7 protein-coding genes are annotated in these 13,909 nt (G+C 66.0%); 2 read left to right on the top strand and 5 right to left on the bottom strand.

The window, feature by feature from the left end:
- Positions 1-38: 38 nt before the first annotated feature.
- From ACFWUP_RS20760 to ACFWUP_RS20750, 3 genes are all read right to left on the bottom strand, one after another.
- The gene (locus ACFWUP_RS20760; protein ID WP_379236643.1) at positions 39-401 is read right to left on the bottom strand and encodes a hypothetical protein; all 363 of its coding nucleotides are present in this window, start codon (positions 399-401) and stop codon (positions 39-41) included.
- Between the two features lie 135 nt (positions 402-536).
- Entirely contained in the window at positions 537-1,442 is a 906-nt protein-coding gene (locus tag ACFWUP_RS20755; protein WP_379236641.1) for a hypothetical protein, read from the bottom strand.
- Between the two features lie 34 nt (positions 1,443-1,476).
- The gene (locus ACFWUP_RS20750; RefSeq protein WP_379236639.1) at positions 1,477-11,721 is read right to left on the bottom strand and encodes a toxin glutamine deamidase domain-containing protein; all 10,245 of its coding nucleotides are present in this window, start codon (positions 11,719-11,721) and stop codon (positions 1,477-1,479) included.
- 231 nt (positions 11,722-11,952) lie between these two features.
- On the opposite strand from ACFWUP_RS20750, the gene ACFWUP_RS20745 reads away from it, so the two are divergent.
- Both ACFWUP_RS20745 and ACFWUP_RS20740 read left to right on the top strand, forming a co-directional pair.
- On the top strand, positions 11,953-12,396 hold the full coding sequence (locus ACFWUP_RS20745) for a hypothetical protein (RefSeq protein WP_379236637.1): 444 nt from the start codon (positions 11,953-11,955) through the stop codon (positions 12,394-12,396).
- 20 nt (positions 12,397-12,416) lie between these two features.
- The gene (locus tag ACFWUP_RS20740; RefSeq protein WP_379236635.1) at positions 12,417-13,076 is read left to right on the top strand and encodes a toxin-antitoxin system YwqK family antitoxin; all 660 of its coding nucleotides are present in this window, start codon (positions 12,417-12,419) and stop codon (positions 13,074-13,076) included.
- A 37-nt stretch (positions 13,077-13,113) separates the two neighbouring features.
- Here the strand turns inward: ACFWUP_RS20740 and ACFWUP_RS20735 are convergent, their stop codons facing one another.
- Together ACFWUP_RS20735 and ACFWUP_RS20730 are read right to left on the bottom strand one after the other, a co-directional pair.
- On the bottom strand, positions 13,114-13,587 hold the full coding sequence (locus ACFWUP_RS20735; protein ID WP_379236633.1) for a YbaB/EbfC family nucleoid-associated protein: 474 nt from the start codon (positions 13,585-13,587) through the stop codon (positions 13,114-13,116).
- Complete coding sequence (locus ACFWUP_RS20730) at positions 13,587-13,904, bottom strand: hypothetical protein (protein ID WP_379236631.1); 318 nt, start codon at positions 13,902-13,904, stop codon at positions 13,587-13,589. Before ACFWUP_RS20730 ends, ACFWUP_RS20735 begins: the two co-directional genes overlap by 1 nt.
- Positions 13,905-13,909 lie beyond the last annotated feature (5 nt).

The following is a 13,909-nucleotide window of genomic DNA, read 5'->3' as shown; positions in this document are numbered from 1 at the left end:
CGATGTCAGATGCCCCCCACCGGCGCCTGGCGCAGTTGTCAATTTCGGATTGTTGCAGAAAGGCCGGCAGCTTCGACTCCAGTGATAATTCTGGCCTGCCACCAGGCCAGTTCCTCGGAGGTTGGGATATTGTCGGTCGAGTATGAAACTGTGAGGTGCCACGGCGCATCGTCTGCTCGCCATAGGGTCAACTCGACAGCCTGAATGCCGTCGCCCTTGAGGTCCTTGTATCCAAATTTGTAGTCCCAATCGTCATCCATTCTGCCGCATGCACGTAATCCCAGGGTCTTGCGTAATAGTGTCAGGCGCGCAAGGTCTAGCGGTTCGTTTATTGTAATCTCATACGCTAGCTTAATTGTCATTCCAGTCCTGGTGTCGGCCACCCAGTTCTTGGCCGACACCTTGCCGCGTGAATTCGACGAAGTCCGCTGATCCGGGCCCATGTTCGGCGATGCGGCGATGAAGGGCCCGCAGGTCTTCCTGATATGCCTCCCGATACGTAACCGACTATTCGGGCTGCCGGTGTGCGGTGTTGATTATTGTCCGGTGATGACCCCGAGTGCGCGCTGCCTGGTTCTCTCGTCGACTTCGGTGAGATGGAATTCGTTGTCGATGATGTGTTGGATCAGGTCGGGTTCGGGGGCGAGTCCGTGTTTTCGTAGGTAGTGGGGGACCGCACCCGCCCAGATCCAGGTGCCGTCGGTGCGGAAGTTCAGTGGGACGTCGTTGTCTCCGGTGGTGAATTCGTCTGTGTCGAAGCCGCGGGCGGACAGGATAATCGGGGCTGATTCGAGGTAGGTCAGCAGCGGTGCCTGCAGGTTGTGCGGCACTGGCGGACGGTCGGCGAAGGGTCGGCCGTCCGCGTCGCGGCCGTCGTAGACGTGGGCCAGACGCGGGATACCACCTTCCGATTCTCGTATCCCGGCGATGATTTCTCGGGCGCGCAGACTTCTTCGGTCGCCGACTTCTATCGGCGGAAACTCGTTGTCGATGATGTGGCGTTTGAGATCGCGGGCCGGCGGGAAACCATGCTTTCGGAAATAGTGCGGGACGGCCCCGGCCCAGATCCAGGCTCCATCGGTGCGGTAGGTCAGTGGAACGTCGAATTCGCCCGGGGCGAATTCATCTTCGCCGAATCCCGGCTCCGACCAGATGACCGGAGCGGACTCTAGATAGTTCAGCAGACGCTCGTGCACCTTCTTCATCAGCGGGCGGCGGGCGAGCGGGCGGCCACCTTCATCGTATCCATCGACAACCGGGGCGACCCGGGGATCTTCGGAAAATGCTCTGCGACGTTCGTCGCGGATGTCGGCCTTCCGGTGCCAGTCGGATTCCAATTCCACACGCTCGCTGTAGTAATCCAGCTCGAAATCTTCCGGCCATTGCGTGCGGTCCGGGCTCAAATTATGCCGTTCGACGAATGTGCTGAAATGATCTAACATCGCCTTCTCACGTTCAGTGATGAAGTCCCGATCCTCAGGTAGCATTTTTCAACTCGATTCTGCCCCACCATTCGGAGCCTCGCAGTATCCGTTTTCCCAGCGCCCCATCGTCGCCTGCCAGGTCGGCGATCTCTCTCGGCTTGGGATATTCGTCCACGTCGCCGGTGAGCCGACTGGCGATCTCATCCAACGCTGTGCGCTCGTCAGTTGAGCAATGCGGGTACTCGGTACGGATTCGTTTCAGGATATTGTGTACCGAACTCCTCAGTTTGTCCGGTGAAGGGTTGAACAAGAAATTTTGGCGTGCCCATGCGTATCCGCCCCCGCTGAGTCCTGCTTTTATTTCGACGAAATCGATTTTGGAGCGGACATAGTAATCGTTCATCGCGAGGGCGTAGTGGGCGGCGAAACCCTGACCCTGGGCGGATGTTTCCAATTTTATGAGCTGATGGAAGAGAACCAGGTTGCCGTCGTCATCGAGATATATGAAGTATTCGATCTTGCCGACTTTTCCTGATTCTGGGTCATGTACCGTGGCCTTCACATCGAATCGCGCCTCCAGATCGGCCCGGTCCTCGACATCATAGTATTCGGCCTTGTCGATCCGTACATCGAACGGTCCGTACCGCCCGTTCATAGCGGAGAGGATGTCCATGAGCTCGGCGTCGCTGGATCCGTTGATGAAGTCCCGCAGCGGCGGCATCGCGGACAGGTCGGGAGCGATGAACTGAGGTTGTGGCGGATCGACGGCGGTCGGAATCGCTGAGTCGGATGGACTGACGGGTGCGTCGACGGCTGGCTGCTCGGTCGTGGCGGCCGGCCGGGTTGGGTGGGTCGGCGCGGTGATCGGCTGCGGATCCGGGTGTGTGGCCGAGTGCTCCGCAGGGGCAGTCGCGGTCGGTCGGGCGGACTCCGACGACGGTGTTTGCGTCCCGGCGGCACGTTCGCCCCGTGATTCGGTGCGGAAACGGTCCCGCCAACCGCGATCTCGGGCCCTGTTCGGGTCCAGCGACGACCGGTCGATCGCCGAGGTGCCGGGAGCGAAGGCGTCCGGTCCGGTCTGCGACGTCGTTCCGTCGGGGTGGTGGGTGATCCACTGGCCGTCGGGTGGGATGCGTGGCCGTCGATTGCCGTTCGAGTCGATCTCGACACCGCTGGTGTAGACGCGGCCGTGTCCGTCGGTCCAGGCGCGGGCGGTGGGGGCGAGGACGTCGGTGCCCAGGTGTGCGGCGACGCGGGCGGCGAAGGAGACCGTGGCGGCGTCGCAGCCGATGAGACGAATGGGTTTTCGGCCGTCCCAGTTCGTGTGCTGACGGAGCAGATCGCCGTATTCCTCAGCGGTGTACCGATGCCCGCCGATCATCGCTTCGCCGTCGTCGCTGAGATGGACGTCGGCGGTGAAGTAGTTGTCGTCGCGTCGAACTCGCTGGGCGAGATCGTTCAGGTCCGCGTCGTCCGCGTGATGGGCGACGCCGGCGACGGTTTCGGTTCCGTACCGGGCGTGGGCATCGGCGATACCCGGTCGGCTCGGCGCGAGGTTGAGCGTGAACGGTTTGTCGGGGGATCCTGTCGTCGCGTCCTGGGGCTGCCCGTGCGATGGGCTGTCGACCACGGCCTGGATGGCCGGGTCGGTCGACGGAAATGCGGTCCACGATTGTGTCGCGGCGATGCGATGGTTGGCGGCGAATGCCACGGCGTCGATGGGAGCGAAGATCGAGCCGTCCGCACGGACGATCCCGACCTGTAGGGCTCCTGCTTCGCGCAGCATCTTCGCCGGTGGATGATCGGTCGCCGTCAGTTCCTGCGTGTCCCACCACACGGGAGTGTCGGCATCTCGCGGATGCACGACGAGTGTGGCGTGACCGCCGGTCAGGCGTGCCGAACCGTCGGGCCGGAAGACGCGGTTGCCGTCCTGATCGAGTCGTTGCCAGCGAGTGGCGACGTAGACGGCGGTACCGGGGCCGAGCTCGGCGACCAGATCGTGCAGGGCACGGTACTGGTCTTCGATACTCATCGCCGGGTCGAACTGCAGCCAGTCGGTACCGAGCCAGCGGCTGATGTATTCGCGATCGAGGCCGCCCTGATACACCGCCGTCCCGTTGGGGCCGAGGACCGGCAGCATCCTCGGCGCCACCCTCGGATCACCGAAGAACGTGGACATCCCCGCCATCGCCGCCCAGCCGCAGTTGTTGAGCCGTCCCGGACCGCCGGGTCCCTCGCCATTGACGTGCTGCGCGGCCGGGTGGGTCCTTGGGTCGAAATGTGTTTCGAACTCTCCCCTCGGCGTCCTGAGCAGCGCCTCCATGGACTGCTGCAGTGCTGGATCCTCGTGTTCCTGAACAGGATTCACCGAGAACTCGTAGTCGACCTGGCTGAAATCGGGCAGCAGCCCGCGCGGGATGTTCTCGGGTGGTGGCGGATTCGCGGGTCGAGCGGTTGAATCCGGCTGGGCTGCCGGATCTGGGAATCCCTGCTCCGTCGAAGGGCCGGCGAGGTTGACCGGGCTGCTCGGCGGCACCCGCGGATCCCCGAGCGGACCGGAGGTCGGGTCGCCACCGCCACGGAGTCGCAGATCGACGACATGAACTTCGCCGCGCTCGCCGATCAGCACCCGCTGGAAGGTCACCGCGACATTCGCCTCGAGCAGGCGTCGATGATCGTTCGCCGACAACGTGCGGCGGTGCGGGTCCGAATCACCGGTTACCGCAAGCACATTCGCGGCGGGTGCCGGTAGCGTTCCGACGCCCTCGTGGTGATCGACGGCGCCCGCTGCTTCGAGTACATCCGCAGCGGCGCGAGCCAGCAGCTCCGTGCGGAGGTCGTCGACCCGATCCCGGGCCCGTAGGTAGTCGAACATGAGTCGGTCGGCATTGTGTTGGTGGCGCCGCGATTCCTCGCGTCGGAGGCCGAGGTGGTCGGTGATCGCCTGCCACGTCTGGCGGGGTCCGCGGATACCGAGGCCGAGGTCGCGGGCAATCGCCCCGAGCGCGTCTGCCGAGGAATCGCGCTGTGTCGCAGCGTGTTCGACCTGTCCGGCGAGGTCGGCGAGCGCGTCCGCTACCTCGGGAGTGGTCGCCTCGTGGCGGCGTGCCGGACCGGCTGGTTCCCAGGCGACATCGTCGGCCAGTGCCGTATCGGCGCGAGCATCGAGGGCGCCGACGTGCTGTTGGAACTCCTCGACGATCGTGGTGGCGGCTTCGGTGAAGCGACCGACGAGCTGGTGCGCGGTGTCCGCCAGTGGGTGCCCGGTGCCGGTTGCCACCGCGGGATTCGGGTCGGTGTTGCGCGGGGACAGGCCGCTGCGGATCGTGCGGTCGGCGAGCGCTTCGATTTCCGCCGCGCGGAGGGTAATCTCCGCGCGAATCTCCTGATGGGTCTGTGTGATCCGCTCGGCATCGGGCTTGCTCGTCGTCGCGCGAAGGGTGGCGAGCCAGTGTTCGCGCCGCGCGATCTCGGCCCGAAGTCGATCCGCTGTTCGCGTCGGGTCGGGTACCACAAAACCCGACTCCAGCTGAGCCAGGCGATCGGTCAGCACGGCGATATCGGCTCGGACGACGGCGGCGACGGCGTCGACCTCGTGTGACTTCAAGTTGGTGTCGTAGACGAGGGCGAAGCGCAGCCAGTCTGCGTTCGGATCGATGGTGGTCAGCGCCGATTCGAGCGCGGTCGCGATATCGTGGCTGCCGATGATATCGCGCAGGAACGCATCGGAATCGACCCGATTCGGGACCGGGAACGGCCGGCCCGGTTCGATGACCGGCATCGGCTGGTTGTGTTCGGTCTCGGACTTGTTCGCCGCCACCGCGGCGGCCCACGCGATCTGGTGATGGGCGAGCGCGGCAATGGCCTCGACTCTGCCGGCACGAATGATGTTGTCGCGGCGTAGTGATTGGAGTGTCTCGCCGATTCGCACGGGGTCGAGTGCGGCGCGATCGATGCCCAATCGCCCCGCCAGCTCGACGACAGCGAGGTCGATATCGCTCGCGAGTCCCAGTTCCGACGGATCCAGCCGCGCGGGCGCGCGGGCGGATTCCACCGGCGCGCGATCGATGCCGGTGAGGGCGTCCAGCCTGGCTTGGACCCGCAGATACTGTTCGGATCGCTGGACGAAGTCCGCGAACTCTCGGATGTCGGAGGCCAGTCGGTCACGAAGAACCTGCTCCAGAGCTCGTGCGTCATCGAGCGCCACGACCTCGTCGACATCGAGGTAGGCCGCCCACGCCGCCGCCTCGTTGCGTAGCGAGGTCCTTCTGGCCGCTTCCGCTTGCCAGACGGCTTCGTCCTGGGGTGACGGGAATTCGGGACCGCTGCCCATATTCGATGGATTGGCCACCGACCGGTCGACGAAAGATGCTTGCTCGCCCGCGATTTCACGAAGCAGCCGAGACCCGGAGTTCGTTCGGGTGACATCGATTTCACGGGCGAACGGGATGCGCGTGTCTTCGCCGCGCAACCGCTGCCAGGTGTCGACGGACGCCTCGACAGCACCGGCGAGACGCACCGTGCGCGCGTGTAGTTCGGCGGTGGCCTGCCGTAGTGCGACAGGGCCGAGATCGGTCAGCGTGAGATCAAGCGCTTCGGCTCGTCGTTGCAGGAGCGTGGCGTGGCGCAGGGCATCGGCATAGGCCGCGCGGGCTTCGGGCTCGAGCTGGGTGGAATCGACCGGGTTGGTCTCGGCGAACATGGTGTCGGCGGCGGCGGGTGCGGCGGCACGCTGCAGGCGGCGAACCAGCTCGGGGTTCTGCGCGACGGTCTCCTGATCGATGTCCGAACGGGCATCGGGATCGGCTCCGGCAGGCTGCGTGATCTGCCTCCAGATAGCAGCTGTCCGTTCGGATTCGAGTCGGACGAACTCCTGGTCATCGGCATTCTCGACGGCACCTTCGTTCCAATACCGATACGGAGTACCGTCCGAACGGCGAGTTGGCGGCGTATCGGTGCTGGCTTCGGTCCATCCGACATAGTTGCGCCAGAGCAGCTTTCGGTTCTTGTACAGGACCGCTGCCTCGTGCAGTATTCGCGCGGCGTTGGGGGCTTGGATATCTGCGAAGGTCTCCTGCTCGGCGGGGAGGCGATGTTCGTTCGCGGCGTTGACGCGAAACGGCGTGTGGAAGAGCTCGTTCTGGCCCTTGCCGTCGATGCCGGAGCCGGACGGGTGTTTGGCAGTCGCGACGGCCCGGTTCAATTCCGCCACCTGCTCGCGAATCCTGGTCACGACCTGACGTAGTCGCTCGCGCGTCCCGGTGCGCACGGCGGGCACCGGGGGTTGGCTCGGTGTCGGATCGGGCGTCGGTGCGGATGTCGGTTCGCCGAGTCGTCCGAGTGCCTCTCGCGTGGCGTTGTCGAGTTCGGTCGCCATCGCTCGATGGGTCTGCCGGATGCGCTCGAGCGCCTCCACCCGGGCTCTGTCGATTCGCTGCGACACCGCTGGGTCGCGTTGGAGCGGCGACTCGGGTCGGGTCTCGCCGGCGAATCGGCGGTAAGCGTCCCCCAGTTGTCCGACCGCCCGCTGCCGCGCCGTCTCCAGCGCGCGATCGCCGGCCCGGTAGTGGTCGCCGAGGTCTGTCTCGGGTCCGGGGATTCGCGCCGGTGTGGTGTGGCTCGGCGAGCTGGCGAGGTCGAAAACATGCACGTTGCCTGCGTCGTCGATGATCACTCGGCGGTACTCGATGCCGATCCCGGCGTCCTGGAGTTCGCGCCGACGGCTGTCGTCCAGCAGCGAGTGCGGGTCGGTGGTCGACACGGCGAGGGCATGCGGCGGGCGTCCGGGAACGACACCGAACCCCTCGGATCGGACGTCTGCTCCCGCCGCGGTGAGAATGTCGGCGACCGCGCCCCGTCCTGCCTCCGCGCGTAGCTCGCTCTCGATCGTGCGCGCCTGGAGGTACCGGTCCAGTTGCCGCTCCGCCCGGTTGTTCAGCGTTGCCAGTGCGTCGATCGTGCGCTCGGCCGCGTGACGCCGGTAGATATAGTGGACCATCTCTCCCGGAGTGCTCGGTTGCTGCTCGTAAACCCGTGCGGCGGTATCGATTCGTGCTTGCGCCGCGGACCGGATCTGGTCGGCCAGCGTTCGTGGGCCGCTCCTTCCCGGATCGATGCCGAGCTCTCGCGCGAGCGTCGAGAGTTGCCGTCGGGCCGAATGCTGCTCCGTCGCGGCGGCGGTGATCTGCCTGCTCAACGTTCGAAGCCGTTCGCGCACCACCGAATTCGTCGGCACGTGCGGTGTCGCGTGATCAGGAGCCGGCGGTCCGGTCAGATCCCCACTGTCGTCCGGTACGGTCGGCGCCTGCCGATCCGGTTGTAGGTGCGAATCGTCGTCCGACATCCAGTCGGTTGGTGCTGCAATATCGTCGGCGCTGTGGTCTCGCGCGGCTGGGTGCGCACCCTCGCCTCGATCGGGGAATGAAGCGAGGGTCGGGTCGAGGTCTACTCGCTCGGGGGCTCCAGGCCCGCGGCGCGGTAGGCGGCTATCTCCTTGGCTGACGGCGGGATCGGTATCCCCGTCAACTCGGCGGCTCGGCGTCGACCCTCGGTCATCTCGTGCGGTGGCACCGGCGTCCGACTCATCTGCACTCCGTCGCGCTGCGCTCCCATCGGTATCACCTTCGCTGGTGTCGAGAAATGGCAGATCGTGGAGTGGGTCGGGTGGTTGCGAATCGTTGTCCGACATCCAGTCGGTGTCGCGGTCCGCTGCCGGGTGGGTGTCGGGATAGGCGGTGGAAACCAGGCGCGGGCGCAGCGGGTGTTCGTCGTCGGCGGTGCGGGCCACGTCGGCGTGGCTGATGTGGTCGACTTTGGGCGCGCCCTCGTCGATGATGTGGCCTGCGGTGCTCTCGGTCCCGATCAGAACACGGGTGCAGTTCGCGCAGCACGGCGCCTCCTCGGCGATCTTCGGCACGAACGGGGAGTTGAGGATCGATGCGAGGCCGTCGTGGTCGGTGGGGTAGCGCCCGGCATGCTCGGGTGCGCTGTTGAGGAGTTCGCGGTCGTGCATGGCGGCGTTGGTGGTTCGGATCTCGGCATGGCCGAGGGGGTGATCGGCGTGGGGGAACGCGGGGTGGTCGACCGGGTTGTTCGCGAGCTCACTGGGGTTTTGCAGTCGCGCGACGTTGTCGTAAAGCGTGCGATGCAACATGTCGGGATGGATCGTGTACTTCGATGGACCGTTGGCGGCCTCGTAGACGCGGCCAGTGAGGCGGTCGATGGTGATCGCGGTGACAAAGCCACGCTGCGCGGCAGACAGCCCAGCCTTCTTTGCCTGTTCGTAGGCAGTTTTGGCCGTGGCCAGCTGGTCGCGCGACTGGAAGCCGTCGAGCCGCAGTTGGGCCTGTTTGGCGGTCTCGATCGCTGATTGCATCGACGACTCCGCCGCGCGCACGCGTTCCTCGGCCGTAGGCCGCCCGCGTTCCGTCGAGTCGCGCAGTGCGGCTTTGGCCGTTGTCAGGGCCTCTCGTGCGGTGTGGACTTCGGAACTTGCTGCGATCTTCGCGCTTTTCAGCTGAACGACGGTCGCCTTGGCCGCCTCGTAGGCCGCAGTGACGGCGGGATCGACCTCGGCGGCGCGCACATAAGCCGCACCGCGCTCGGCACTGAGTCGCCGGGAGAAGTCATCGACATGTTCACCGTCGATATGGGTGATCGCGGGTGGATCGCCGTCGTCGGTGGTGACGGCCGGGTCGGACAGATCCAGTGACCCCAGCATTCGGGCATCCACCCCGGGCTCGGGTAGTTCCGTCATACCTGGTGGTGGTCGTACCTGTGCGGCGGCTGGTGCGCGGGGTGGGCCGTCGTCGGACATCCAGTCCGTTCGGCCCGAGTCCGGTTGTGTCGTCGCACCATCAGCGACATCGGCGCCGTCACGAGTCAGCTGTGGCGTGAATTCCCTACTGTTCGGCGGTGTTTCGTCAACCCGCTGAGGACGGAAGCTGCGCCACCGACCGCCGTTGTCGATCACCGCGGCGGAATTGGGCTCGCGCGGGACGCCGACCCGGTCGGTAGGTGCGGTGACGACCGCGCCGAGTTGATCGGCGACGTACTGCGCCCAACCGTTGGCCGCGTGGCAGGACACCAGGCGCACCGGCGTGCCGGGACGGTAGTGCGGGTTGGCGCGGATCGCGTCGACGATCTCCTGCGGATGGACGGGGACTCGCTTACCCGGCATGGGCAGGCCGTCGGCTCGACCGTGCACGACCACGTCGTGGGCACCGTCGTTGTTCAGATTCTGGGTGGCCCGGTGGGTATGGGCGTCTTCGCCGATGGAGGTGCCGGTCGGTCGGTGGCGGACACCTTCGCCACTGGGCAGCCTGGCGTCGTAGGTAAGTGCAGGGTCAGGGCGGCGCTGCGTGGCTGGGTCTGTCCTGGTGGTGTCGGGAACAGCGTCGGCACTGCCGATCTCCGCGTTCACGCTGCGGTGCGATGCCGCATCGACAACGTGTGCGGTTGTGTCGCTCTCGCTGGGCGACGCGCGTGCGGTCGCGACTGTTTCGCTGCGTTGGGTGCCACTGACGGTGCTGGGTTCCGGCCGCGATGTCGACGCTGGTGCCGGTATGGGTCTCGGTGTCGATATCCCCGCCGGGACTGCGGTCGAGGGCGGAGTGGTCGAGCTCGGGCCGGTCAGGTGGCCGCGGGGGTCCGGTGCGTGCGCGGCAGGCACCGCGGTGGCCGATGTGGTCGGTGCTGGTGACGTCGATTCGGCGACCTGCGATTCCGCCGAGTGCACTGAATTGGATTGAGCGACAGCGTGATCGGAATCCGTGGTCGACTGGGAGGTAACAGGCTGGTCGATTGTGTCCGGTTCGGTGACGGTGCTCGATGGTGCGGCGGGCGGGCCGGCCGTCGTGGCGACGTCGGCGTTCGTCACCGAGGTCGCGGTGCTGTCGATCGTCGCGGCGATCGTCCCGGTCGAGGCGGCCGACAGCGGTGCCGTGTCGGGGGAATTCATCGCCGAGTCCGCCAAACCGGCAGCGGGCGTCGGCGTGGAGGTGGCTGAACTCGTCGATACCGATTGTGCCGCAGAGGGTATCGAGTTCGATGTGCTGGTCGTGGCACCGATGGAAGACGAGCGGGGCGGTACCGGTGCGCTGTTGCTTGTGGTCGATGTCGATGTCGATGTCGATGTGATGTTGGTGGCGGCCGACGATACGGCGGGCGCACTATCGGTGCTCGCGGTGACGGAATTCGCCGGGGCCGATGCCTGGGAAACGTCGGACTGGCGCGTGGTCGGCCCGGCCGTCGAGGCGGTCGCCGCTCTCGCACCTGCCGACGTGTCGCTGGTCTGTGTTGCGAGACCCGGGGCGGTCGAGGGGGTCGTCGGGGAGGTCGGTGGTCGGGAACTGCTGCCGTCGACGGTGTTCTGATACCCGTTGACAGCGCCGGGTCCGGCACCCGAAATGGCACCGCTGGTGATCGAGCGCGGGTCGAATTCCCAGTTGTGGGCGATGAGCCCGGTGGCGACGTAGGCAGCGCCACCACCCGCGACACCCGCCGTGGCACCGATCCTGGCCCCTTGCGCCGCGGCCGCCCATTTACCGACCGGTTTCGTAGCCGCGTTGTTGAGGATGCCGCCGGTGAGGCCACCGGCGGCGCCCGCGACGGCCGAGATCTTCGCGTTCTGCCACACTGTGGCGCCGTCGACCTGGTCCAGGTGCCCTTGGCTGACCTGGAACCGTTGGATGCCGTACTCCTGGGCGGTGCCCTGGAACACTTCTTCGAGTGACTCCTGCACGGTTTCGTACAGCAGCGCGCCCGCGATGATGCCGACGCGCTCGGCGGCCGCCTTGCTCAGTTGCCTTCCTGCCAGCGCCGCCATCCGTTGCAGCGCGGCGCGGGCGACCCGCTGGAAGAAAGTACGGGCCATGGCGATGACAGTGGACTGGTAGGCAAGACCGCCAGGACCCATCAGTGCGGCGGCGGCCATCTCGGCCACGAACCACATCAGTCCGGCGTGGTAGTTGAGTTTGGTGGCTTGGAGTTCGGTGCCGAACTTGTCGGCGGAGTCGGCGAGCTCCTGGTACGACAGAGCGAGCTTTTCGAGTGAGCCGTCCTCGCCCTCGAACTGTTCGAGCCAGGTTCGCATCGCGTCGCCGCCGCGTCCGGATGGGTAGGCGACCTCGGTGGCGTTACTGAGTGCGATGACGTCTTGGATGGCCTCGCGAGCTCGAGCGGCAGCGGCTTCCAGGTCCTCGGCCATCGCCCACATGGCGTCTTCGTTGCCTTCGGGCCATTGCACGCCCGCGACCCAGCTCAGGGCGCCGGCACAGGGCGGTCGCCAGATAGCCATGCGCTACCCGAATCAGGCTGTGCGGTGGTGCTCGGTGCTCATCGGGTCGCGGGTGTCAGCGAACCCGACGAGATCGCCGTCGCGACCGACCGATCCGGCGCTGAACACCGGGCCCCCGCATCGGAGTTCCGCATGACTTCCTCCCCAAAGATCTTGATATATATAACATCTCGGCTCGCGGGCCGCACAGCGAGCGAACGAAGACAGCGCCCGGTTGACGGAGCCGGGGGTTTGCCCGAAGGATCATGGACGGGGGCGTCCGAGGGCGGCGGCTCGGCGAGGGAGAACGTGATGGTGTTGCGGCCGGTGGCGATGTACCGGGAGATGTATCAGGATCGGTTCCAGGAGCTGCCGTCGTTGTCCACCGCCGAAACCGGTGCGGTAGAACCGGATCGAGGTCGCATTCTCGAGTACATGGCCAACGTGCGGGCGATCTTCGACGTGATGGAAGCGACGCCCGATCTCGTCGCGGGTGAGGGCTGGATCGAGGGCGGCTCCTCGTTGTACTCCGACGGAGTCTGGATCTGGCGCGAGGATTCGTTGCGATACCTGGCCGCCGGCCCGCTCGTGCTGCCCGCTGAGTTCGTTGCCAGGGTGCGGGGGCTCGACTACACGCCGGGTACCTTCGATACCCGTGAGCCCGAGTTCAACGCGGCGTTCATGTCGTACTTCTGATTGCCGAGAGGGGCCTCGCTGTGTCGGAATTCGACGAATATTTCATCACTCCCGACGATCCGGGTGTGGTGATCGACGAGGCGACCGGTCGGTTGTCGTATCGCGGTGAGCCGTTTTCGGGGTATGTGGAGGTCGGGGCGGAGGGTGAGCCGCGTGAGTTCTGGAGTTACTCCGATGGAGATCGAGACGGTTACTGGGGCGGGTGGTATTCCGATGGTGCCAAACGCTATGAGGGTGGGTTTCACCACAATCGGCCCGTCGGTGTGTGGCAGGAGTGGTATCCGTCGGGCCGGCTTCGTCGAGTCGATCGCTACGACCTCGACGAGGAGAAGGAGTCGTCGGTGGTCTATGACGAGCAGGGGCGGGTCATCGAGATCTGGGACGAGCTGACCAGAAAAGGGATCCCTCGTGACGCGATCGATTTCCATGATCCGTTGTTGTCGATCGATTGGGCGGCGGTCGCCGAATACGAGGGTGCTCCGTTCACCGGCGCGGTGATCGAGCGGATCGGGACATCAGGTCCGATCGTCTCCCTCGAGACCTATGTCGATGGGCGCCGGGACGGCCCGACCCGCACGTGGTATTGGGATGGTTCTTTGCGGTCTACCGGCCAATTCTCGAAGGGGCGAGCAGTCGGCACCTGGTCGGACTACGACAGCGACGAAAACTCTGGTCCGTGAGACAGTCTTCTCGCCCGGTAGGGGGTCGCTACCCGAGTCAGGCTTTGCCGAAGATGTTGACGCCGGAGCTGGTGTTCATCGGGTGGGGATCGGGCGCTTCTGCGCGAGCGGGAGTTGGGGGCGCGAAGGAGGCGGGGGCGAGGTCGGGGAGGAGTTCGCTCAGTTCGGGCATGTCGGCGACGATGTCGGAGAGTCTCGGGATGGGAGCGCCGTTGGCGGTGACCATGGCGAGTAGGCGTGCGCTTTCTCGCTGGACCTGTGTTGCGGCCTCTTGTGTTGCCGCGGTGAAGGATTCGGCGAGTTCGCTGAGGCTCATATCTGTTGCGGAGGGGGCGAGTCGGGTGCCGATGACGACGCCGTCGGCGTTCACCGTGACCGTGACCCGTCCCTGCGCCGCCGACGCGGTGGCGGTGAGGCGGGCGCGTTCGGCGGCGGCCTCGGCGATCGTGGCCGCGTGGCGGTGCAGGTCTTCCAGCATTGATTCGGCGTCTTCGGCGTATTCGTTCGACATCAGCGGAACAGGTCCGTGTTCGCTTGTTCGGTGCCGTTGATCGTCGACTTCGACTGACCCTCGCCGGTCGCGAAGGTGTCGAAGGCGTCACTGAGTTCAGTGGTGGCCGTATGTATTTCGTCGGCGCGGGCGACGAAGTTGCTGCCGTCGGCGCTGACGAAGCGGTCGCCGTAGCGGTCGGCGCCCCACGCCGCCGCCCCGGAGGCGACGGCGGCGGACGCGTTGGCGGCGATGGCCGCGAGTCGGTCTTTGAGGGCGTCGGCATCGGCGGCGAGCCGTTGCAGCTGTGCCGGATCTACTTCGACCTTGTCGGCCATCAGAA

Origin of the sequence: Nocardia sp. NPDC058658, from assembly GCF_042716665.1 — a bacterium.
Taxonomy (GTDB): domain Bacteria; phylum Actinomycetota; class Actinomycetes; order Mycobacteriales; family Mycobacteriaceae; genus Nocardia.
This window is presented reverse-complemented; position numbering and strand designations above follow the sequence as displayed.

Coding starts and splice junctions, on each gene's coding strand:
- ACFWUP_RS20755 (WP_379236641.1), bottom strand. CDS start 1,442: ATGTTAGATCATTTCAGCACATTCGTCGAACGGCATAATTTGAGCCCG.
- ACFWUP_RS20750 (WP_379236639.1), bottom strand. CDS start 11,721: ATGGCTATCTGGCGACCGCCCTGTGCCGGCGCCCTGAGCTGGGTCGCG.
- ACFWUP_RS20735 (WP_379236633.1), bottom strand. CDS start 13,587: ATGTCGAACGAATACGCCGAAGACGCCGAATCAATGCTGGAAGACCTG.
- ACFWUP_RS20730 (WP_379236631.1), bottom strand. CDS start 13,904: ATGGCCGACAAGGTCGAAGTAGATCCGGCACAGCTGCAACGGCTCGCC.